Annotated in this window: 26 protein-coding genes; 19 read left to right on the forward strand and 7 right to left on the reverse strand. The window is 36.8% G+C overall.

Annotated features, from left to right (window positions below; genetic code table 11):
• Window positions 1–518 precede the first annotated feature (518 nt).
• The gene (locus ACO1D1_RS20300) at window positions 519–782 is read right to left on the reverse strand and encodes a hypothetical protein (RefSeq protein ID WP_423336878.1); all 264 of its coding nucleotides are present in this window, start codon (window positions 780–782) and stop codon (window positions 519–521) included.
• Between the two features lie 92 nt (window positions 783–874).
• On the opposite strand from ACO1D1_RS20300, the gene ACO1D1_RS20305 reads away from it, so the two are divergent.
• The gene (locus ACO1D1_RS20305) at window positions 875–1060 is read left to right on the forward strand and encodes a hypothetical protein (protein ID WP_423336879.1); all 186 of its coding nucleotides are present in this window, start codon (window positions 875–877) and stop codon (window positions 1058–1060) included.
• 613 nt (window positions 1061–1673) lie between these two features.
• On the forward strand, window positions 1674–2609 hold the full coding sequence (locus tag ACO1D1_RS20310; protein WP_423336880.1) for a hypothetical protein: 936 nt from the start codon (window positions 1674–1676) through the stop codon (window positions 2607–2609).
• Between the two features lie 633 nt (window positions 2610–3242).
• On the opposite strand, the gene ACO1D1_RS20315 is transcribed toward ACO1D1_RS20310, so the two are convergent.
• Entirely contained in the window at window positions 3243–3506 is a 264-nt protein-coding gene (locus ACO1D1_RS20315; RefSeq protein WP_423336881.1) for a hypothetical protein, read from the reverse strand.
• 169 nt (window positions 3507–3675) lie between these two features.
• Between ACO1D1_RS20315 and ACO1D1_RS20320 the strand changes: the two genes are divergently transcribed.
• From ACO1D1_RS20320 to ACO1D1_RS20345, 6 genes are all read left to right on the forward strand, one after another.
• Entirely contained in the window at window positions 3676–4125 is a 450-nt protein-coding gene (locus ACO1D1_RS20320) for a hypothetical protein (RefSeq protein ID WP_423336882.1), read from the forward strand.
• A 134-nt stretch (window positions 4126–4259) separates the two neighbouring features.
• Window positions 4260–4469 (forward strand): YjcZ family sporulation protein, encoded by a 210-nt coding sequence (locus tag ACO1D1_RS20325; RefSeq protein ID WP_423336883.1) that lies wholly within the window; start codon window positions 4260–4262, stop codon window positions 4467–4469.
• A gap of 262 nt (window positions 4470–4731) precedes the next feature.
• Window positions 4732–5148 carry a VOC family protein gene (locus tag ACO1D1_RS20330; RefSeq protein WP_423336884.1) on the forward strand — a complete coding sequence of 139 codons (417 nt, stop codon included), beginning with the start codon at window positions 4732–4734 and terminating at the stop codon, window positions 5146–5148.
• A 167-nt stretch (window positions 5149–5315) separates the two neighbouring features.
• Window positions 5316–5840: an RDD family protein gene (locus ACO1D1_RS20335; protein WP_423336885.1), complete on the forward strand. Its 525-nt coding sequence runs from the start codon at window positions 5316–5318 to the stop codon at window positions 5838–5840.
• Between the two features lie 202 nt (window positions 5841–6042).
• Entirely contained in the window at window positions 6043–6660 is a 618-nt protein-coding gene (locus tag ACO1D1_RS20340) for a DUF3885 domain-containing protein (protein ID WP_423336886.1), read from the forward strand.
• 183 nt (window positions 6661–6843) lie between these two features.
• Window positions 6844–7191 carry a VOC family protein gene (locus ACO1D1_RS20345; protein ID WP_423336924.1) on the forward strand — a complete coding sequence of 116 codons (348 nt, stop codon included), beginning with the start codon at window positions 6844–6846 and terminating at the stop codon, window positions 7189–7191.
• Window positions 7192–7336: 145 nt separating this feature from the next.
• Here the strand turns inward: ACO1D1_RS20345 and pdxT are convergent, their stop codons facing one another.
• Both pdxT and pdxS read right to left on the reverse strand, forming a co-directional pair.
• Window positions 7337–7927, reverse strand: coding sequence for a pyridoxal 5'-phosphate synthase glutaminase subunit PdxT (gene pdxT / locus ACO1D1_RS20350; protein WP_423336925.1), 591 nt, complete (start codon window positions 7925–7927; stop codon window positions 7337–7339).
• A gap of 1 nt (window position 7928) precedes the next feature.
• On the reverse strand, window positions 7929–8813 hold the full coding sequence (gene pdxS, locus ACO1D1_RS20355) for a pyridoxal 5'-phosphate synthase lyase subunit PdxS (RefSeq protein WP_423336887.1): 885 nt from the start codon (window positions 8811–8813) through the stop codon (window positions 7929–7931).
• Window positions 8814–8918: 105 nt separating this feature from the next.
• Between pdxS and ACO1D1_RS20360 the strand changes: the two genes are divergently transcribed.
• Window positions 8919–10322: a PLP-dependent aminotransferase family protein gene (locus tag ACO1D1_RS20360; RefSeq protein WP_423336888.1), complete on the forward strand. Its 1404-nt coding sequence runs from the start codon at window positions 8919–8921 to the stop codon at window positions 10320–10322.
• Window positions 10323–10427: 105 nt separating this feature from the next.
• Here ACO1D1_RS20360 and ACO1D1_RS20365 read toward each other — a convergent pair whose 3' ends face one another.
• Window positions 10428–11210 (reverse strand): MerR family transcriptional regulator, encoded by a 783-nt coding sequence (locus ACO1D1_RS20365; RefSeq protein ID WP_423336926.1) that lies wholly within the window; start codon window positions 11208–11210, stop codon window positions 10428–10430.
• 168 nt (window positions 11211–11378) lie between these two features.
• On the opposite strand from ACO1D1_RS20365, the gene norA reads away from it, so the two are divergent.
• From norA to tatC, 8 genes are all read left to right on the forward strand, one after another.
• Complete coding sequence (gene norA / locus ACO1D1_RS20370; RefSeq protein WP_423336889.1) at window positions 11379–12572, forward strand: multidrug efflux MFS transporter NorA; 1194 nt, start codon at window positions 11379–11381, stop codon at window positions 12570–12572.
• 212 nt (window positions 12573–12784) lie between these two features.
• Entirely contained in the window at window positions 12785–13660 is an 876-nt protein-coding gene (locus ACO1D1_RS20375; protein ID WP_423336890.1) for a permease, read from the forward strand.
• Between the two features lie 13 nt (window positions 13661–13673).
• Window positions 13674–14540 carry a TIGR03943 family putative permease subunit gene (locus ACO1D1_RS20380; RefSeq protein ID WP_423336891.1) on the forward strand — a complete coding sequence of 289 codons (867 nt, stop codon included), beginning with the start codon at window positions 13674–13676 and terminating at the stop codon, window positions 14538–14540.
• A 195-nt stretch (window positions 14541–14735) separates the two neighbouring features.
• Window positions 14736–15380, forward strand: coding sequence for a helix-turn-helix domain-containing protein (locus ACO1D1_RS20385; RefSeq protein ID WP_423336892.1), 645 nt, complete (start codon window positions 14736–14738; stop codon window positions 15378–15380).
• A 188-nt stretch (window positions 15381–15568) separates the two neighbouring features.
• A complete protein-coding gene (gene ytaF, locus ACO1D1_RS20390; RefSeq protein WP_423336893.1) occupies window positions 15569–16198 on the forward strand; it encodes a sporulation membrane protein YtaF in 630 nt (209 codons plus the stop codon).
• 238 nt (window positions 16199–16436) lie between these two features.
• The gene (locus tag ACO1D1_RS20395) at window positions 16437–17081 is read left to right on the forward strand and encodes a helix-turn-helix domain-containing protein (protein ID WP_423336894.1); all 645 of its coding nucleotides are present in this window, start codon (window positions 16437–16439) and stop codon (window positions 17079–17081) included.
• 125 nt (window positions 17082–17206) lie between these two features.
• The gene (locus tag ACO1D1_RS20400) at window positions 17207–18145 is read left to right on the forward strand and encodes an LCP family protein (RefSeq protein WP_423336895.1); all 939 of its coding nucleotides are present in this window, start codon (window positions 17207–17209) and stop codon (window positions 18143–18145) included.
• A 95-nt stretch (window positions 18146–18240) separates the two neighbouring features.
• Window positions 18241–18990, forward strand: a complete 750-nt coding sequence (gene tatC / locus ACO1D1_RS20405) for a twin-arginine translocase subunit TatC (protein ID WP_423336896.1) — start codon at window positions 18241–18243, stop codon at window positions 18988–18990.
• A 142-nt stretch (window positions 18991–19132) separates the two neighbouring features.
• Here the strand turns inward: tatC and ACO1D1_RS20410 are convergent, their stop codons facing one another.
• Complete coding sequence (locus tag ACO1D1_RS20410; protein ID WP_423336897.1) at window positions 19133–19573, reverse strand: GNAT family N-acetyltransferase; 441 nt, start codon at window positions 19571–19573, stop codon at window positions 19133–19135.
• 84 nt (window positions 19574–19657) lie between these two features.
• Between ACO1D1_RS20410 and ACO1D1_RS20415 the strand changes: the two genes are divergently transcribed.
• Window positions 19658–21058, forward strand: a complete 1401-nt coding sequence (locus ACO1D1_RS20415) for a PLP-dependent aminotransferase family protein (protein WP_423336898.1) — start codon at window positions 19658–19660, stop codon at window positions 21056–21058.
• 129 nt (window positions 21059–21187) lie between these two features.
• On the opposite strand, the gene ACO1D1_RS20420 is transcribed toward ACO1D1_RS20415, so the two are convergent.
• Complete coding sequence (locus ACO1D1_RS20420; protein WP_423336899.1) at window positions 21188–22357, reverse strand: uracil-xanthine permease family protein; 1170 nt, start codon at window positions 22355–22357, stop codon at window positions 21188–21190.
• Window positions 22358–22754: 397 nt separating this feature from the next.
• Between ACO1D1_RS20420 and ACO1D1_RS20425 the strand changes: the two genes are divergently transcribed.
• Window positions 22755–22988, forward strand: coding sequence for a hypothetical protein (locus ACO1D1_RS20425; protein ID WP_423336900.1), 234 nt, complete (start codon window positions 22755–22757; stop codon window positions 22986–22988).
• Window positions 22989–23111 lie beyond the last annotated feature (123 nt).

Genomic DNA, 23111 nt, shown 5'->3' on the forward strand with positions numbered 1-23111 from the left:
TCCTGACGTGTATCTTTTAGAAAATGATAATAATAAAGTCACTTCCAAACGTTTATGGAAATAAGGAAAAAGGAGCGAAAATGGGGAACTGCCCACGGGTATTGAAGAAAAGCGAGATTGCACTTTTGTACAGAGTTTTATGGACCTGATAATGCAAGAAGAAATAACTTCTGTTTTACTACCCCCTTAACAAGGTAAGAATAATTTGAGAATCCTTAAAGTTACCCCAATATACGATACGATATCACCTTTACAGTGGAAACGAAGACGATGTGACTTACTTGATAAGGGCTTATTTGATTTAATCATTTTAATAGAGTCAGCTGATTTATTGAATTGCTAGAGGAAACGAAAATGAAGAAAATTTACCTGATAGGATGAGTCGTGTATAAGAGCGTTTGGCTAAAGAGTGGATTGCTGCGGCAACAATAGCAGCTCTGTTTCTATTCCAAAAACAAAAAAAGGAAACAGCCATTCAACTGATTCCTTTTTAGACTTGAACATTGGTGGATCTCACATTAAGGCCTTCCTGCTTGAGCCCCTGCAGTTGTTGCGTAATCTGGGAATGCTGGGTCTGACATAGACTCTACTAACTTCGACTGGTCAGAATTCTCTTTTGAGCTTTGGTCGGACAGTGACCGGATTTGGTCCTTTATCTTCTCGATGTTTTCTGAAGAGGCAATGCTTTTTATTTGATTTATGACTTTAGTGCGAGATTCCTTATTCCTCAACAGGTAAGCAGCTCCACCTATGGCTAATGTGCCAACAATCTTATTTAGCATAATATCTCATCCTCCTTGTCGATATGTTTATACCCTTTAATCCTATTGTTAAACAGTATCATTCTAGGGCTTTTTATAGGTGATAGAATGGTGTGGCTTTAAGCATTTGGATCAATACATTTTCATTCTTTGTGGTGAAGAGCTATTTTTTAGCGATTCATGGATGTCTAACGGATGCGAGAGTTAAAGATCCAGCTGCTTCGGCAGCTTTTTTGCTTGTTGCATTGATGGGCAGGTTGGTTCAAGAAAAAAACAAAAATGTCAATCATGAAGGCTGATGAATATGTTAAAATTTAGTAATGCAGTGATTGAATGAAAGAAGAAAACAAAGCATTAAAATTTCTTTAGGGGAGAAGAAAAATGAAAAAAGGAAGAATATTAACCTGGGGTGGCTTACTCTTAGCGACGGTAGGAATATATTTCCAAACTTTTTTACCATCTCGAATGGTTTATTATCGGCACATTCATTGCATTATCTGGAATTATTTTAAACGCGATTAGCTTATTCTTGCCTAGGTCTAATGGGGGTCAGGGAATAAAACTAAAAATAAGAAATGTCTTAGGCTGGTTAATTATTATATTTTGGATTATAAGTTGGTCCTTTTTTAAAGAAGAACTATCTTTTATTTCGACTGGGATAGGTGGACTTATTTGTATAATTATGGGTTACCCGTTAGCTTATTATAAGAGTAAAAAGGAATAGATAAACATTATTATGCTAAAAATCTAGGATTAAAAAACGGCAATGAAATTGCTATGAAAATTGGTAAAAGTAAATACTTAGTGGCTATTTAAAATTTGGTCACTACACACCTGTTGACCGTCCAGGATTAATAATCTTCCGGAAAAGTGAATAAGGTAAAACAGTATATTCTTGAAGGGGGAGTCTAATTGAATTACTTTAGAAAATGGATAAATCGGACGTTCAATCATGATCCCAGAAAAAAATTGACTCTCGTGTTGGGAGCTCAATATGAACCACAAACATTTGGACAACCAGTTGAACGAGACCAAACTTCGTTAATCAGTTCCAGAGATGCCGAAAAATACTTTCGTCCCTCCCGCCTCCCAATTAAAAATACCCTTATCAAGAACAGCCAATTTTTTGATCCCTATTATGAAAAAAACTACAAAGAAATTAAACTCCCTGCAACATTATCTAGGACTCCTGATGAAACTGTTTTAAACTATTTTAGTATTTTAAGAGAGGCAGAAAACCTCACTCAAATCCAGTTGGGTGGGTGCGGAACGGTGGGGATGGCAAAGTTGCCCTATCCAATTGCTTATAACTTTTTTACTAAAGACTATCACAAAAGGGTTTCCTATAATGAATATCTTCAATCGTTTGCTGGAATTGGACATCTAAATTTAATTAAGATGAACAGACTTCCTGATGAAAAAGGCATTGTTCCTTTTTTCATTGAGCTGGAAAGCATCGAAGGTTCATCAAAAGGTGTCACCTATTTTGCTTATTATTACGGCTATGTCCAACTAAAAAAAGTTCAAAACCTATATAAAATTGACCAGATGAAATTGTACGGAGAGGACTTCCTATGTGCCCCCTATCATCTTTGGCAGCATGATGCGGAAGCAGTCGTTGGTATTATGTATGGTGAATGGTGCAAATTAATAAAAAAACAGCTACCAACTAAACAAGATGGTTACGTCAAAACCATTGATTTTATTGGTACGGACGGAGCCGATTATCGGTTTATCTTTTATCAATTAACAAATGATACAGATGTATTAATTTCTCAATATAAAAGGGATTCTGAAGGAAACTGGGATTCCATCAGAATTGACCCTATCAAATGTCTAAAAAACTAAGCGTGATATTAAAGAATTGAGCCTTTACTCTAATGCACAAAAAATGGCATTCATTAAATGAAGGTTCTTTTTTTAATGTGAAATATTGTACTTAAACTAAAGGGTGCAATAGTTAAGGGTCTAGCTGCCATTAGGTAGCCTTTCTTATTGAGCTCTAACGATTCAGTTTAATAAGCAGCAAAAAATACACCTCATATCTGAGGTTTATGGCTAATATTCAATAATCCCAAGAATTTGCTTGTATTGCCTTGAAATTTAAAGAAATATGGTTGGTTCTCATATAGAACCAATGTTACTGTTAAAAATCAATGGTTCAATGACCTTGTAGATGAAGTAATGATTATTTTTCCTGATCCAGAAAATCCATATTTATTGGTTTTTGACGCCTTTTTCTTATTATAGTAACGGGTGTTAGTTGAATAAGGACTGAAATATATATCCTTCTAAATGATTCCAAAACAAAGTATTATCGTTTATATCCCCCCTCCAGTCAGATACTCTAGGACAACCTTTTCTCTAAATTCACTTGAAAATTTGACCAAATTAAAAACCCCTAAGATGGTTGTTTAGTCCAACTTTAGGGGTTCACTTCAATTGATTCTTTTTTAGACTTGATCATTGGTGGATCACATATTAGGACCTTCCTGCTTGAGCCCTTGCTGTTGTTGCGTAATCTGGGAATGCTGGGTCTGACATAGACGCTAATAACTGCGGCTGGTCAGAATTGTCTTTCAAGTTTTGGCTGGACAGTGATCGGACTTGGTTCTTTATCTTCTCGATGTTTTCTGAAGAGGCAAGGTTTTTCACTTGATTTATGACTTTAGTGCGAGATTCCTTGTTCCTTAACAGGTAAGCGGCTCCACCTATGGCTAATGTGCCAACAATCTTATTTATCATAATATCCCATCCTCCTTGTCGATATATTTATACCCTGTAATCCGATTGTTAAACAGAAACATTGCAGGGCTTTTTATAGGTAAAAAACACATTTTTGTTTGAACAAGTTTATAGGTGAATAACCAAAGAATATGATGATGGGAAAATAAATTGTTAAGGAGTGCATTTAATGTATCCTAGTCATTTACATCTGTACTATAACATTCCATTTGGTCAAGATTCATATCTCTCAGCTGCGCCATTTCAAACAGATTACTATTCGAATTTCGATCCAAGACAACTTGGCGGGTTTCAGCCTCCGACTGCGCCGCCGCCTGGTCATGCTCCGACAGTACCACCACCAGGTCATCATGATGATGAAGTTGGGCCTCCGACAGCGCCTCCGCCATCTGTTGTTCCCCAACAACAGGTTCAAGCTGGAGTATCTGCAGTAGACCCAGGCAGTATGATCAGATGTTTACACAGAAATACGTATGTATGGTTAAGAGGTTTTCAGCAATTTTGGTTTTATCCAACATTCATTGGCAGGCACTCTGTCTCAGGGTATCGCTGGACAGGAAATAGATGGGTGAATCAGGGAATAAGCCTAAGACAAATTCAGTCCTTTACTTGCGTTTAGTATGGTGCAGGTGAGTAGATTGTCATTAAGGCATGTCCATATTTAATCTAGACGGGCTCCAATTTCCTCTCTAAGTGTAATATATAGTGAAATGTCAAATTAGCTCTTCATACATTCGAAGGGAAGTGTAATAAATGGATAATGCTTTACCGATTTCTAACGCCTTACCGATTTCCAATGCCATACCTCCAAATGTTCTTCCTTATCCTCCGGTGTCTTACTCTTATGCAGCTCCTGTTTATGAAGAGTGTTATCCTACTTATGGGTGCGGCGGTGAATTTATACTCATCATAGTGTTGTTTATTTTATTAATCATTGTTGGTGCCGTTTGTTTCTGTGTTTAAAGAATTTGACTGTATCAATTAAATAGTCCTCTTCATGGTATGAAATAAAAAGGAAGTTCTTTCTCACATGCGATAGTGATGCCGTTAACTGGTATCACTTTTTATAATTCTACAATAATATTATGATGTGTTTTCACTTAAACTAAAGAGAGGATAGTTGAAGAGGGGATTATTTCCAAACAAGAAGGAAAGATTATAACAAGCATTGAATTTATATAGGGGTTAGTGATTACTGCATCTCTATATCAGGAGGTTGGTAGGTATGTCGAGAGAGTTATGGTTGAACCTGCCCGTGCGAGAACCAGAACGGTCAAAGGCGTTTTATATCCAGCTCGGTTTTCGCCTGAATGAGCAGTATGCGAGTCAAGACGGCTCATTTAGCATGATCGTCGGCGACAATCAGGTTGTTTTGATGCTCTTCCCGGAATCCGTATTCCGCGGTTTTGCTGGTAATGCGGTTGCGGATTCGTGGAAGAGTACGGAAGTGTTATTCTCAATAGGAGCGAACTCCAGGGATGAAGTTGATGAGCTCGCCTTGAAAGCTGAACATGCCGGCGGTACTGTATTCAGTAAGCCGGGAGAAAACGGTGGCTGGATGTACGGCTGCGGTTTTGCCGATCCAGACGGTCATCGGTGGAATGCATTGTATATGGATATGAGCAAAATGGCCCAAGGCTGAAAAACCGATTCGCCATTTCGTGACGAGTCATTACTCTCAGATCCGGCTGCCATTACGGTGGCCGTTTTTTTATTGACCTAAAAAACAATTAAAGAAGGAATCTGTTTGATAAATATCGAAAATAGATCTAATAAATACAAGGAAAATTATTTTTAGGGGGGGATTGGTTGAAGATTATAAGGGGGATTATATTTATTGTTGGAATTTTTTGTGTGTTTTTAGGTTGGCTAATAACTGGTCCATATTTAGTTATTACTGCTATTTATAACCCATTATGGACAACTAGTGAAGCGATAGCAGATACAATTCAAAATAGACCGAAATTCATCTCAAGGATTTTAGCAAGATTACTTGATTATATTATTCTCACGTTGTTATTTGGGGTCGTTGGAGCTAGTATAGAAGTTATTTTTCCAAGCATAATTATTAGTGATGGATTTTTTTCATTCATTTTGTTGGGCTACTTTTTAATTTCTTTGTTCTTTTTTCGTAAAACCATTGGAGATAAACTATTTAAGCTAGAATTAGGTTCATACAGGGAGGACGGAAAAATATCATTTGCACAAGTTTTTATTCGCACTTTTTTTGCTCCGATTGGGGTAATTCAAGGAATATTTTCAGTCCGAAATAGTAAAAAATATTTGGTGCACGACCGAGTCTCCAACACTGATATAATCAAAAAAGTATCTTAAAATAAATATTTATCATAAAAAAATGATTAACATAACCTGCTTGTTCTGTTAAATGGTGCAAGAGTTTAAGATCAAGCTGCCATTTTCTCAGCTTTTCTTGCTGTACTTATGGGCAGGTTAGGTTTATAAAAATCAACAGTTATTTTTAAAATATATACATATAACGGAGTGTTAGTTAGATAACAAGTAAAGGAAGAAAGATATGCTATTAGATGAATATATTGAAAGGAATTTTCCTAATTTACCAATATGCCCACCGTTATTTTATAATTGGAAGATTGGTATTCGTTTTGAATTAGGAGATCCAAAAGAAGAAAATGATAGTAAATATATTGAACGTGTCTATAAAAGGGCATTACAGTTATTTAATTCTATAAATGATAAAAACGATGAAATTTATTTGGTTTCATACGATGATCGCTTAATAAAAAGAAGATTTAACAACAAGTATAAAACTAAATTTTTCACTTCATATCTCCAAGATAAAAATGATAAATATCGAATCCAAATTCAAGAATTCCCCTTTCAGAATCCTGAAGAAGATGAAGATAATGAATGGTGTACTTTACGCTATACTATGAAATGTAAATCAAAAGACATAAAAATAGTATCATTATTAAAAGCATATTTTAATACAAATATGGCTCGAATCTATTTTGTTAATCTTAACAAAGGAACTATTTTCCATATTTATGACGATAGAGGATGCGATTTAATTGCATCTAAAATAGAAAGTATCAAGAATATTTATCTAACATACAATGATTGGATTTTAGATTACGATAGGGAAAAAATTGATAAAGTTTTTAAAGATAAATAACTTTTACTTAATTAAATGAAAGGACAACCTAACGGGTGCAAGGGTTAAGTGAAAGATGCTATATTAGGCTGCTTTTTCTTTGTTCACCTAAAGGATTGGTTGAAGAAGGTATTTATTTTAATTTCTTGAATTACTAATTTAATTAAAATAATAGTAATTAGAAAAGTGAGGGAGTTTAGTATGATGATAAAAGGTTTCGGCGGAATCTTTTGGAGGACTAGAAATCTAGATGCTGTAAAAAAATGGTACAGTGAAGTGCTGAAGCTGGAAATTGATAAGTGGAATGGGACTATTATTAAATCCGATTCAGAAAATGAAACTGTCTTTTCACTCTTTACTGAAGATGACCCTTATTTCCCAACAGAACAGCAAGTGATGTTAAACTTCCAAGTTTATGATCTAAACGAGACAATCCAGCATCTTGAACAAATGGGTGTACCTCTTGCAAAGGAAAAAGAGAGTAGTGATTTTGGTCAGTTTATTTGGATTAAAGATCCCGAAGGCAGACTAATTGAACTATGGGAGAAATAACGGATTCCGTTTCCTAGCGCAAAAACTCGAAAATGCAGCTGAATTTGTACTGCCTTTTGTATCTGTTTTTGCAATTAAATGTAAAATGGCTCGATTCACCATACTGAGCCATTTTACATTTGTGGGCGCTTTATATTTTTATAAACTAATGAGATAGAAACTTTGTGCTCTCTTGCACCATTTCAATAAAATACTTCATAATTCTACTATCTTCTGTTAACTCTGGATGAAAGGAACAACCTAAAAATTGACCCTCCCGAGCTAAAACAATGCGTTCTTCATATTTTGCTAGAATTTCAACATTTTCACCTGCATCGACGATATGCGGGGCCCGGATAAAAACGGCAGGAATATCTACCCCTATTCCTTGAACGGATAGGTCTGCTTCAAAACTATCAACTTGGCGTCCAAATGAATTCCGTTCAACAACTACATCCATTAACCCTAGATGCGGCGAAGCATGGCCAACGATATTTTTTGCTAATAAAATCAGGCCTGCACATGTTCCGAACATAGGAATACCTTTGTCTGCCAAAGCGCGAATTGGTTCTAGTAAATCGTAACGGTCCAGCAGTTTACTTATTGTCGTGCTTTCGCCGCCAGGTAATATCAGACCATTTATTTCTTTTAGATCTTCAACCGATTTAACTGGGACTGCCTCACAACCAAGCGCTTCAATTTGTCTACTATGCTCTCTGACTGCACCTTGTAGTGCCAATATACCGATTTTTAGCATATTACCAGCCACGATCCTGCATACGTTCACTTGCATTCAGCGTTGCAATTTCAATACCCTTCATTGGTGTACCCAATTCTTTAGAAATTGCAGCGATTAGTTTATAGTCTTGATAGTGTGTTGTCGCCTCTACAATTGCACGTGCGAATTTCTCTGGGTTATCAGATTTGAAAATACCTGATCCTACAAATACACCATCTGCTCCAAGTTCCATCATTAAAGCAGCATCAGCGGGTGTTGCCACACCGCCGGCAGCAAAGTTTACAACTGGTAAGCGGCCTAATTTTTTGATTTCTACTAATAATTCAAATGGTGCCCCTAAAACTTTTGCTTCTGTCATTAATTCATCTGTACTCATACCGACAACACGTCTTACTTGTGCATTCACTTTACGAATATGACGAACCGCTTCTACAATATTTCCGGTTCCCGGTTCCCCTTTTGTTCGTAACATGGATGCTCCTTCTCCAATACGGCGTGCAGCTTCCCCTAAATCGCGGCAGCCACAAACAAACGGTACGGTGTATTCACTTTTTAATAAATGGAATTCTTCATCTGCAGGTGTTAATACTTCACTTTCATCAATGTAATCGACACCCATTGATTCTAATACACGTGCTTCTACAATGTGGCCAATACGTGCTTTTGCCATTACTGGAATCGTTACAGCATTCATTACTTCCTCAACAATACGAGGATCTGCCATACGGGCTACTCCGCCAGCTGCCCGGATGTCTGATGGCACGCGCTCTAAAGCCATAACTGCAACTGCACCTGCAGCCTCTGCAATTTTTGCTTGTTCGGCATTAATGACGTCCATAATGACGCCGCCTTTTTGCATTTCTGCCATTCCGCGTTTTACTGTTTCTGTACCTACTTGTTTCATAAAAAGAACCTCCATACATTTGATGATTATTAGTATAATAGAAATTAACATTATGAAAAGGTTCAATTTTTAAAAAATTCATATGGTCAGCAGGGGGGATTAAGGGTGGATATGCTTATGTTTAAATTGGATAAAAGTAATACAATGCCCTTATATGAACAGCTTTATACTGGTATTAAAGATGCCATTATCCAGAAACAAATTGAAGTTGGAACCAAATTACCATCAAAAAAAATTCTAGCTGAATTTTTAAATATCAGTCAAACAACCATTGAATTGGCTTATGCTCAACTGATTGCAGAAGGATATGTGGCATCAAAACCTCGGATTGGATTCTTTGTAGAAGAGATCGATGATTTACCCTATATTGAAAAAGGGCGTTTAAACATTCATGTAGAGGCGGACAAGAAAGAAAGCTATCAATTTGACTTTCATCCGGGAAAAATCGATACGGACTCATTCCCTTTTTCCCTTTGGAGAAAATATGCAAAAAATTTATTTGATCATAGTTCAAAAGAGTTGTTACAAATTGGAGACCATCAAGGAGAATTTGCATTAAGAGAGGAAATTTCAAAATATCTTTATCAATCCAGGGGGATTGTATGTAAACCAGAACAAATTGTCATTGGTTCGGGAACGGAACATTTACTTCCCATGATTCTAAGATTACTTGAAAATGAATCAAAATTTGCCCTTGAAAATCCTGGATATTCAGCCATCCCCAAAATACAATTGCAAAATAGAGCCGTTCCCATTCGGGTAGATGAGGATGGCTTAGTGGTGGATGAACTTGAACAGACAAATGCCAATGTTGTTTACATTACACCTTCTCACCAATTCCCTACGGGTGCGGTTCTATCGGCAACAAGAAGAACGCAACTGTTAAATTGGGCTGCAAAAGGTGAAAATCGCTATATCATTGAAGACGATTACGATAGTGAGTTTCGTTATATCGGAAAACCGATTCCTGCATTACAAGGATTAGATCAAAACAATAAAGTCATTTATATGAGTACTTTTTCCAAATCATTAATGCCTTCATTACGAGTAGCTTATTTTATATTACCGATACCTTTACTGCAAAAATATCAAGAGACCTTCAGTTTTTACTCAGCAACTGTACCTAGATTTGATCAGCATATATTAGCTAACTTTATGAGAGATGGATATTTTTCCAAACACTTAAACCGAATGCGGAAAATTTATCGTAAAAAACATGAAAAATTAACTCAAATATTCGAAACGCATTATCCTGATGTACTCATCACGGGCGACCAAGCCGGAATGCACATATTAATTTCTGTCCCCGTGTCAAAAGGTGAAGATCAGTTAAAACAGATTGCAGCAGATAACCATATTGCTATCTATCCAGTAAGCGATTATCTATTAAGGCCAATTGCTTATCCATATCCAACTTTTCTATTTGGCTTTGGTGGTATTCCATTCGATCAAATTGAAAAAGGCATTCACCAATTAATGAAATGCTGGGGTATTTCAAGAACAAAATGATTATGGGTTGAACAGATACGGTAAGAATGCAATGAATTCTAACAAAAAACAAGGTTTTTAATAACCTTGTTTTTTTAATGAACAAAAGTGCTGGACATGACAGGTTTATCGGTCAACTTGTGAACGATCGACTTGTATCATAATTTTGGTCACGTAGTGTTCCTTATGATTCATGACAACGGTATCGTAAATATACTCTTCAAAAACATAATCACCTAAGGCTAAATGTAATCGATCCATTTCTGAAAAAAGGCGCTTATATGTTTTATGGATCGTTTTCTCATCCCCTATATGATATCCAATGAGAAAATCACCCTTCACACTTTTAAAATAGGGATACCCTTCCTTTGGATGTGGCTGCTCAATATATAAATAGCTGTAATTCGTGAATTCTCCCTTTAATACGTGCTCTCGTTTCGATATCACACCTATCGGATATCCTGTATCAAGTTGTGATACGTTCAGTTCATTAATAAAGTCTGATAAGACCTCTACAAATTCGTCATCCGTTACATTTTCAATATTTCTACTTATATAAAGGGTTACTTCTGGTAATTGTTCAAGCGTCATTTGCTGAAAATCAAGCTGTGCCGCTTCCTCCATTAAGGCTACTTTTGCCTCGATCATTTTTTCCTTCATTTCCATCTCCTGACGTATTTTCACGATCTCTTCTTTTTTTTGATACATTAATGACAAAAAACGTTCAGGCGATTTATTTTGCATATATTGTTGAATATCGTTTAGCGACATTCCAAGATCCTTTAATAAATCGATCACAAAGAATAGCTCTATCTGGCGAATGGAATAATATCGGTACCCTTTTTCATTTTTCCATACCGGAGACAAAAGCCCAATTTGATCGTAATAAAAGAGGGTCTGTTTGTTTATTTTTCAAAGCTTCGCGAATTCCCCTGTCGTTAAATATTTTCCATGTTCTTTATTCATTTTTTTAAAGCTCCATCCTTGAGTATATAGTAACTATATACACTAGGATAGAAAATGTAAATTAATGAAAACAACATACGTTAATTGTTTTTTTATAAGGAGATATAAAAGATGAAGACACATAAAATGATGTTAGGTTTAGTATTAATGAATTTATTTATCGCCTTTTTGGGAATTGGTCTTGTCATTCCAGTTTTACCAACGCTGATGAATGAATTAGGGATTACGGGAACGACAATTGGCTATTTAACAGCCGCATTTGCCATTGCTCAATTGATTGTTTCGCCATTTGCAGGGAAAGCGGCAGATAAATATGGCAGGAAGATTATGATTGTCATTGGTTTATTTATTTTCGGTTTCTCAGAATTTTTATTTGGGATCGGCAGGGAAATCGAGGTTCTATTTATTTCGCGTATTTTGGGTGGTATTAGTGCTGCGTTCATTATGCCAGCTGTGACCGCTTTTATTGCGGATATCACCAATTTGGATACGCGCCCGAAAGCACTCGGGTATATGTCTGCTTCCATTAGTACGGGATTTATTATTGGTCCTGGTATTGGTGGATTCTTAGCGGAATTCGGTACACGAGTACCGTTCCTCTTTGCAGGCGTTCTTAGTACCATTGCGGCGATCCTTTCGCTTATTTTATTATCTGAACCAAATCGTAATGAAGATCATCATGAACAAGTCTCGGATGGTAAGAGCAGCTTCGAACGTATTTTTAGCCCCAAATACTTCCTTGCGTTTATTTTAATTTTTATCGCCTCATTTGGTTTAGCCGCTTTTGAATCGTTCTTTAGTCTATTCGTCGACCATAAATTTCAATTTAAACCATCCGATATCGCCATCGTTATCACTGGTGGGGCAATTTTTGGAGCCGTTGCACAAGTCCTCTTATTTGATAGGCTTACTCGAATATGGGGTGAAATTAAACTGATTCGATATAGTTTACTATTATCAGCGGTACTTGTCTTTTTAATGACTGTGGTTCATTCCTATTTTTCTATTTTACTCGTTACATTTATTGTTTTTGTAGGATTCGATTTGTTTCGACCAGCCATCACCTCCTACCTTTCAACGATCGCCGGGAACGAACAAGGCTTCGTTGGCGGGATGAATTCCATGTTCACAAGTTTAGCAAACATCAGCGGACCCATTATAGGAGGGATGTTATTTGACATCAATCTTAACTATCCTTATTACTTTGCGACCGTCATCCTATCTGTGGGAATCGTGCTAACATTGGTCTGGAAAAAGCAAACCAATCCGTCTTCAAACGAAGTGAAGGCTCGAGTAGTTAATTAAGAAAAAACACAAGATGAACTTGTATAACGCAGCTGCCATTCTTGGCAGCTTTTTCTTATTAATTGGTCCATTAGGAATCTATTGCCTATTGTGCTTATTCCATCCTATTTAGGGAACTAAAATCAGGCCTTTATTATATGCGCCATCCAGTTTTGAATCTGTTATAATGGATTATGTTTTTTAAAAGTGGTTCAACTACTGGAGGAACACTGATGGATCAATTATTGCAATTAAATACAATTTTTATTAGTATCGTGATTGAGGCTATTCCCTTTATTGTGATAGGGGCATTTGTATCTGCACTTATTGAAGTATTTGTCTCTGAAAATATGATTGTCCGGATCATGCCTAAAAATCGCTACTTATCCGTTATAACAGGTAGTTTAATAGGAGCTGTATTTCCAGGATGTGAATGTGGCATCATACCAATCACGAGGAGATTAGTTGAAAAAGGAGTGGCGCTTCCGGCAGCTATTTCCTTTATGCTTACGGGACCCATTATTAATCCGATTGTTCTGTTTTCGACTTATATTGCGTTTGGTAATAGCTGGACCATGGTCTGGTATCGGTCTGGGTTTGCTATTGCGGTATCCATTTTAGTTGGAATTGTTCTTTCGTACGTGATAAAGGATAACCAATTGAAGCGAAACCCTGATGAACATATTCATGTACATGACCATTCGAAACAAAACGTGAAGCAAAAATGCTGGAGCGTGCTCACACATACGATCGATGAGTTTTTTAACGTCGGAAAGTACTTGGTTATGGGTTCGTTAATCGCTGCTGCTATGCAAGTTTATATCCCAACTGCTACACTGGCTGCACTTGGACATACAAAGGTAGCTGCGGTGCTCGTCATGATGGCGCTCGCTTTCATCTTATCAATTTGTTCTGAGGCCGATGCTTTTGTGGCATCCTCATTCAGAAACACATTTTCGCAAAGCTCGATTACGGCGTTTCTGGTGTTCGGCGCAATGGTTGATATTAAAAACCTGCTTATGATGTTTGGAACGTTTAAACCAAAATTTGTCATCCTGCTTGTTTCATTAATTACGACAATCGTGTTTGTTGGCTCACTTTTATTGTAAAGGGGGGAATCAAATGTTCCGCGTGATCATTCTATTACTGTTTACCTATTTGTTTTTTTACTTGCATATGTCTGGAAACATTACGAAATATATCAATATGAAATATTCCTTTCTTACCAATAGTATGATTTATGCGTTATTCTTCCTGACAATCGTCGAAGGAATCAGGTGGTATCTTTCCGAGAAAAAGTCGGAGAAAGATGAAGATTGCCACGTATGCCATCATGATCACCCACATACGATAAAAAAACCTACTTTGGGCAAAAGAATAAAGAGAGTGGTTGCTTATAGCATGATTATTCTTCCTGCTCTTACTGGTGTCCTACTCCCTGTGGCAACCCTTGATTCCAAGTTAGTCAATGCCAAAGGCTTTCAATTTCCTGCGTTAGAGGACGGAGCAGACCGTTATGGCATGCACCAAATTTTAAATCCTGATATGAGTCAATTCATGGGGAAGGATGGGTTTTTGGAGTTAGTTCATAAAGAATTTACATCCTATAAAGGAAAAGAACAGATCACCTTAACAGATGAGGATTATTTAAAAGGATTAGAAGTCATCTACAATTTTTCAGGCGAATTTGTTGGAAAAACCATTACGATGAAGGGTTTTTCTTATAACGGACCGGGTTTAGATGACAACCAAATCTTCTTATTTCGTTTTGGTATTATTCACTGTATCGCTGACTCTGGCGTTTTCGGTATGCTGATTGAATTTCCTGATCAGGTACACATACCAAATGATAAGTGGTACCAGGTAACGGGAACAGTGGATACGATGTATTACCAACCCTTTAAAATGAAAATCCCCATTTTAAAAGTGACGGATTATAAAATCATTGAACAGCCTAAAGATGCCTATGTTTATCGAAATAGTTTTTAATGAAACGTCCCCATGGATTTCGGAAATGATAAATTTTCTGGACCTGTGGATTAGTATTCATTAAAATGTTCGTATATTATTGACGGAGATAAAAATATGAATCAGCCTATTTTGATATAGTTTGTGCGATTTTTCTATGGATTTATAATAAGCTATTAAATGATAAAGGATTGAAAAATAGAAAGGGAAGCTACGATGTCGGATGTGAAAAGAGATAATAAACTTGGTTTGTTATTGAAAACATTATTAAAAGAACGTTCGTTATCTATGAGGAAGCTTAGCCAGCTTACTGATATTGACACAGCCACGATCTCAAGAATTATTAATGGTAAACGTAAAGCGACTCCTGAACATATACAAAAATTTGCTGATCATTTAGATGTCCCAATTTCAGAATTATTTTTAGCTGCAGGTTTTTCAATTGAAAGGAAAAATGCAACAGAGCCATCAGATATTACGATGTCTGTTGAATGTATTCAAAATCTACTTGAATCTTCCGATTTAATAGATAATGAGTTTACTATTGCTAGTGTTAAACAGCAATTATCTAATTATGAACAATACGTTCAAACAGAAGAGGGGAAAGAAAATATCCTCAAAGGTTTTGGGGAAAAGATGAAGAAATTGGGCAGTATCGGCCCTTTTATTAGTCAACTTAAGGATATGTATGAGAAATATCGCTTAAAAAATGGAACACCGCGAGAGCTTGTCATTGTTGGCAGTGCGTTAATCTATTTTATTGTAACAGTAGATGTTATTCCAGATTACGTTTTTCCACTAGGTTATATCGATGACGCAGTTGCCATTCAACTTGTAGCAAAATTACAAAGTGCAGAGTAGCAATAGCTTTTATTACAAGGCATTCTTTCCAATATAAAACTAAAAGAGCCAGCGCGACCCCCTTTTAAAAAAGAGGGTTTTTTTTATAGGTTTATACTTTGTTGACGTTTAATCAACATATTTATTGATGACAAGCAACATTTGCTGATTTAATAAATATAATTTAAAAAAACAAAGGAGAATTTCACATGTCCTGGCTAATCATCTTAGGGTTTGCTCTTTCATCCAGTATCGATAATTTAGGAGTTGGCATTTCTTATGGTGTTCAAAAAATTCAAATTCGGTTAGTTGCGAATTTATTGATTGCCGCCATTTGTTTTCTGATGAGTGAAGCTGGCATTTCATTTGGTTTATGGCTGTCAAAAATTCTTCCTGGTATGTTTCCTGCAATTATTGGAGCACTATTCTTATTTATGATCGGGATTCGAATCATATTACTGGTAGCCCCACGGAAAAATAAGACCGTCAAATTAGCAAACGAGCATGAAGAACAGCCTAGCTTTGAAGGTATTTTACGTCATCCTGAAGCGGCGGATATGGATAAGTCCGGCGACATTAGTTGGGGTGAATCGATCATTCTTGGAATTGCGCTATCAGCCAATGCGCTTACGAATGGATTAGGTGCAGGGTTACTCGGTTTTTCACCTCTCGGGATATCATTAACGGCTGCAGTCGGTAGTTTTATCAGTATTTGGGCAGGTGTAAGGTTAGGAAATAAATTAGCTGGAGTTCGTATTGGCTCATTTACAATTGGGCAATTTGGAACCGTCATAAGTGGTGTTATCATTTTAGTCATTGCCATTAAAGAATTTTTTTAACAAATTTATGAGATTTTATTAAATGAATAGATTATATAGAAAATGGAAGTGTGATTGTTACTATTCGGTCAAACAAAAACCTGAGTATTGACAAATTGACAACATATAGATATATTTCAGATAGTGCTTGATTTTTTTAACTAGGGATATTTACTTTTAAATAATTATTTAACTTGTGTCCTATGCTCATTTCTACTTGTTTATCATGTGAATTTTGTAAAGAGAAAGGAAAGTAGAGATGTCTGATGTAAACCATGAAAATAAACTTGGATTGTTTTTGAAGAGATTAATTGAAGAGCGTTCTTTATCCATGCGGAAGCTTAGCGTGCTTACTGAAATCGATACTGCCACGATTTCACGGATCATTAACGGAAAGCGCAAAGCAACTCCTGAACATTTACAAAAATTTGCGGACTGTCTGGATGTTCCGATTGTGGAATTATTTGAAGTTGCTGGTTATTCAGTTAAACAGGAGCAGATCAGAAATTCATCTGATATTCAAATGTCGATTGATCGTATTCAACATGTACTTACATCCTCTAATGTATACGATAACCAGTTTAGTATTGAAAGTGTGAAACAGCAATTAGCTCATTATGAACTATATGTTCAAACGGAAGAGGGCAAAGATATTATTCTTAAGAGTTTTACAGATAAGCTTAAGAAAATAGGCAGCATAGGTCCATTTATTAATCAGTTGAAGGAAATGTTTGAGAGATTCCAACTTCAGAAGGGAACAACCCGTGACCTTGTCATCATTGGAAGTGCAATATTATATTTTATTGTACCAGTGGATGTTATTCCAGATTACATTTTTCCAGTCGGTTATATTGATGATGCGATCGCTGTCCAAATGATTCAAAGCTTACTTTCAGGAAAGTGATCAGACTTTATCAAGTGCCGAGGAGATTTATTTGTCCTTTGGAGTTGTCACATCAGGAGCAATAGGTAGATTGAAAAAATTATACTCGTCTAAAAGTTGAAACGATTATATTCAGGGAGTGTACTATGGAAAGGACTCGCAGCAATAGAAAGAAGAAAGTTAGATGGAAAAGATTCATACTGTTTATATTTATTTTTATGATTGCTAGTGTAAGTGCTTATGCCACTTATCAATATAAACAGGGAGTTTCGCTTGGTAAGGATGGAGTATTTACAGATGATACGAAAGTAGCGAAAGCTTTTCATGGAGAAGAAGTGAAGTTTGGCAGAATAAATATACTTCTTTTGGGAAGCGATTCCCGTGGAGAGAAACATGCGAGAACCGATTCAATCATGATTGCCCAATATGATCAGGAGACTCATCAGTCGAAATTGGTATCTATTATGAGAGATACCTATGTCGATATTCCAGGTCATGGAAAGCAAAAGTTAAATGCAGCCTATGCTTTTGGAGGACCGGAGCTTCTCCGTCAGACTATTAAAGAAAATTTCGATATTGATGTGAATTACTATGCTGTTGTTGACTTTGAAGGATTTTCCAAAATTACAGATGTGATTGCGCCAGATGGAATTGAAGTGGATGTCCCTTATGAAATGTCGTATGGAATTAATACAACCATATCCCCTGGAAAACAAACTCTCCATGGTGATAAGTTACTTGGATATGTACGTTTTAGACATGATCGACTAAGTGACTTCGGCAGAGTTCAACGACAGCAGGAAGTTATGAGCAAACTTAAAGACCAGGCATTGAGCGTGGGTACTATAATAAAGCTTCCTAAACTATTGGGAGTGATAGACCCTTACGTGGCTACCAATTTGGATACTCCTACCCTGTTTTCTTTGGGAAAGGATTTGCTTACTAATCGATCCAATGACTTAAAAACGATGCGTATTCCAGTAAACGGGTCTTTTACTGATGAGCAGATTAAAGGTGTTGGAGCCGTGTTAAGGATTGACCTTGAACAAAATAAATCAGCCTTAAATGAATTTTTATCAACTTAAGCTTAATCCTTACTTTCAAGTAAGACTAATAGATTAAATGAAGATAGCGATTAAGAAATAGAATATACACTTTTGATAATGGCAGGCGCTGCATTTTGACTGATAAAGAACTTAATTTAGTAGAGCATTTTGATGAGTTGCGAAAAAGATTAATTATTTCCTCACTGGCTTTTCTATTGTTTCTTGTTTTAGGACTTGTTTATGTCAAAGAGATTTATCTTTTCTTTATGGGAACTCTTGGATATAAGTTACTGATATTGGGGCCAAGTGATATTATGTGGATTTATTTCCACGTCGCCACCGTTGTGGCCGTAACTGGAACGATCCCAGTAGCTGCATGGCAAGGCTGGTTATTTGTAAAACCGGCTTTAAAGCCAGTGGAAAGGAAGATTGCATTAGCGTATATCCCTGGCGTATTCTTTCTTTTTATTGCAGGCATGGCATTTGGTTATTACTTTATTTTTCCAAACATCATGAAGTTTCTCATTCATCTGAGTAACGATATGATGACGACTTCCTTCACGGCAGAAAAATATTTCAGTTTTTTAATTAATATGACCTTACCGTTTGGTATCGCTTTTGAATTGCCGCTTGTGGCAATGTGTTTAACCACTTTAGGCATCGTGAATCCATATCGAATCGGAAAACTCAGAAAGTATGCGTATTTTATTCTAGTAATTATTGCTTCAATGATTTCTCCGCCGGAATTTATATCTCATATTTCTGTAGCGATCCCACTGATTCTATTATATGAAATAAGTGTATTTTTATCTAAAATCGTTTTTAAACGAAAACAGACGCGTATTCATGCTGTACACACAGATGAAGAAGCTACTTCCTATTAATGGCTTTTATAGTAAATAAACAAGCCTTTATGAAACCCAAGCTTTTCCGTACAAGATGAGCCATGGGGACGGTTACACTGGATTTTTTTATATGTGAAGGCGAAAAATTCCTTGAAAACCGTCCCTGTGGCTTTCCCTAACATCACCAATAATAGATATAGTGTTTGACATCAGTTTCTACTTCCATGCCTACTTTTTCATATAGAGCTTGCGCTTTTGTATTTAACGCACCTGTTTCTAATGCAATAGATCTCGCATCGTGCTGTTTGGCAAATTGAAAGGCTTGTTCCATTAATTTTTCTGCTATACCATGTCTCCGATAATCTTCTGCTACATACAAATCATTTAGAATAAAAGCCCGTTTCATCGCAACGGATGAAAATGTTGGATACAACTGCGTAAATCCAACACACTGATGATCCATTTTTGCTACGAATAAAATGGAATCTTCATTTAAAAGACGTGCTTTTAAAAATTGTTTTGCAGCCGGAATATCGCTTGGTTGATGATAAAACTTTCGATAGGCATCGAATAAATCTGCCACTGCATCTACATCTTCTACTGCTAAGCGTTCGATGATCATCACTATTCCTCATTTCCTTTAAATTAAGTATAATTATAGAAAATAGATTGACATTCAAAAAGACACAAGAAGAAACTTTTTCGAATGTCAGAAAGGTCGATTTTCTTGTATCATTTTATTTTCCCATTCAATCGATATCAGCCAAAATATATTCAAATATACGAACAATTTAAAGAAATCATTGAAAGTAATAAGATTTCTTCTAATGAACGATTACCTTCTATCCGTTCTCTTGCAGAAACACTTCATGTAAGTCGAAATACAACCTTACAAGCATATGAACTATTACTAGCTGAAGGCTATATACGCTCTGAGGAGAAAAAGGGTTATTTTGTCAATCAATTGGAACCGTTCTTTATTAATCCAACAAGTCCAACACTTGAGCCCAAAATACCAAAACCCCTAAATCATCCCATTGATTTTAGAATAGGTGCGATCGATCAAGAACACTTCCCTATGAAAAAATGGCGGCAAATGTCAAATGCGATTCTCAAACAAGCAAATAGCTATACATATGGACAGTCTTTTGGAGAAGATTCGTTTAAAGGTGAAATCGCTAATTACTTGCTGCAAGCAAGAGGTCTTCAAATTAAACCTGAACAAATTGTTGTTGGCAGCAACACGCAGCAATTATTACTACATCTTAGCTTCTTATTAAAAGATATATTTTCAAGCATCCTTTTAGAAAATCCCGGATACGACGGTGCTCGAGAAGTGTTCCAACTACAGAAGTTTCAAATGGAAGCGATCACTGTTACAAACCAAGGGTTAGCCATGGAAGAACTTCCACAAAAAGAAAGCTCCTTATTTTACGTGACTCCTTCTCATCAATATCCATTTGGTACAGCATTATCCATTCAACAAAGATGGCAATTGATTCAATGGGTACATCAAAGACAAGGCTACTTAATTGAAGATGATTATGATGGTGAATATCGATATGGCCAAAAAACTTTCCCAGCGTTGGCTTCTCTAGATGCAACTCGCGTCATTTATTTAGGGACATTTTCAAAATCATTTTTGCCGGCTATTCGACTGGCTTATATGGTATTGCCCGAACCATTATTAACTTCTTATTGCGCGCAATTTGGTCACTTTGAACATAATGCGTCATTGCTGCATCAACTAACCATGACGGAATTTATGAAATCAGGTGAATGGGAGAAGCACATTAAACGCATGAGGAAAGTGTATAAAGGAAAGATGCATTTCTTAGTGGAACAACTTAAGACGATGTTTCCTGATCAACATGAAGTCATTGGTACAAATGCAGGTCTTTATGTAATGATTAAAGTAAACACCCCTTACAGTGAAACTGAATTAATTGAAAAAGCATTAAAAGAACATGTAAAGGTCTATCCAACCAGTCACTTATTTATAGAAAATCTAACCACACAGCCACATTTACTTTTAGGATTTGCAAACCTTTCTTCCCAGCAAATTCAGACTGGATTATCACTTTTAAAAAAATCTTGGGATATGTAGACCATGTGAACCATCCCGTCCCTGTGGTTTTTCATTGTGAAGTCATTTATTGTCCATGGTTGTAAAGATGTGTTTACCGACAAATAAAAAGCCATTCCGCTGCAAATGTTTGGAATGGCCTATTCATTTTTACCTTTCATTTTTTGTCGTAAAATCGGGTACGAGCCAATAGATGAGCAAGCCAGCAATGGTAGCGTAGGCGATACCATTATGAGCATACCCAACTCCGATGATGAAAACGATCGCGACGATGATCAAATTTTTCATATTGGCCAGACTCACTTTTTCCTCAAGGAGGTGACGGATCCCCATTGCAGCGATCATACCAAACAATAGGATGCATATGCCGCCCATTACGGCAACTGGAATCGATTGGATAAATGCTCCCACTTTACCGAACAAGCCAAGGAGAATGGCTATAACTGCCGCGCCTTGAATAATTCTGCTAGAAAACTGGCGCGTGATGGCTAGAACTCCGAGGTTTTCCGCGTAAGTTGTTTGTGCAGGACCGCCGATGAACCCTGAAACTAATGTTGCAATGCCATTCCCCCATAGGATGCTTGAAAATCCGGGATTCTTTGTCACATCTTTTCCGGTAATTTCATTTAGCACAAACATATGCCCAAGGTCTTCGATGATGGTAACCAGGGCAATCGGCGCCATTCCGAAGACCACGACCCAGGTGAATTCCGGCATGACAAAATGGGGAAGAGCAAAAGCCGGCGCAGAGGCGATGGTATGAAAATCTACCAATCCTCGAATCGCGGCATAAGCATACCCTATTGCAAGACCGATGATGAGCGGTAAAAGGCGGATCACCTTCGTACCTGCAAGCGTTGCGATGACCGCTGCAAGAAGGCTGACGATCGCGACATCCCAATGGGTCGAAGCCATGCTGGTCACCGCCGTGGTTGCCAGCGAAAGACCGATAATACTTACAACAGGCCCAACGACAACGGCAGGAATGACCTTGCGAACTTTTTCAAAACCGAAAAAGGAAATGATGATAGATACAATGGCATATACAATGGAAACGCTGATAAGACCTGCAACGGCTTGACCCGGTGAATGTAACTTCCCCACATACAACGCAAGCGGGGCAATAAAGGCAAAAGATGAACCTAGATACGTAGGAACCTTTCCACGTGTAATTAGGTGGAAAATCAACGTTCCTAACCCACTGGCAATAAGCGCACTTCCCGGATCAAGACCGGTTAGTGCCGGCACCAAAATGGTCGCACCAAACATCGCAAACAAATGCTGCAACGATAATGGTATGGCTGTTAAAAAATTTTTCAAATGTGTTCCCCCCTTTTTTTTATTTGTTCCTTCAATAATCATATATTTCTTATATTTATTTTTAGAATAACTGCGGGAATTATTTTCTAAATATTTTGATTTTTATAACAAGGGCGCTTATTGGTGTTGGCCGAATCAACATAAAATGATTTATAGGGAAAAAGTACCAAATGTGAATCGTGTGTAATAATTTGACATTTTTCCAAAAGGCTTTGAAGTATCATGGGATAGCACATTAAATACATAATGGGGGAACGTCATGAAACACAAATTGTTAATTTTAGCAATCGTATCGTTATTTTCATCACTGGTTTTTGAAAAGGTTCCGAAATTTGTCACAAGGGAAATGTAATCTTTCGTTTAAATTATATATAGATGGAAGAGGAGTGTGGTATCGATGCGGCCATGGGACAGAAAAGGTTTTATTTTTATTCCTAAAACGGGTTTTATTGAAATTACAGTTCAAGAGGAGACAAAACCCAAATATAATTCCTTTCCCAAAAGGAAACCTTCCGACATAACGGATGCTGATATTGAAATGATCAAAAAATTAGACCAACAATATCCCGGAGGCACATTTGTTAAAAAAGGTGACAGCTGGGTGGTTAAATTTAAACCAGACGGTTATTAAGGGAACCATGGGGGTTCTTCAACAATAAAGGGTTCATTCATGCTGTTTAAACAGCGTGAATGAACCCTATTTATTTGGTGTTTCTTCGCACAGGTTTCAACACCTTTTTTGTGATTCGACAAG

It is taken from the genome of Neobacillus sp. 19 (assembly GCF_049463095.1).
In the GTDB taxonomy this organism is placed as follows: Bacteria; Bacillota; Bacilli; order Bacillales; family Cytobacillaceae; genus Neobacillus.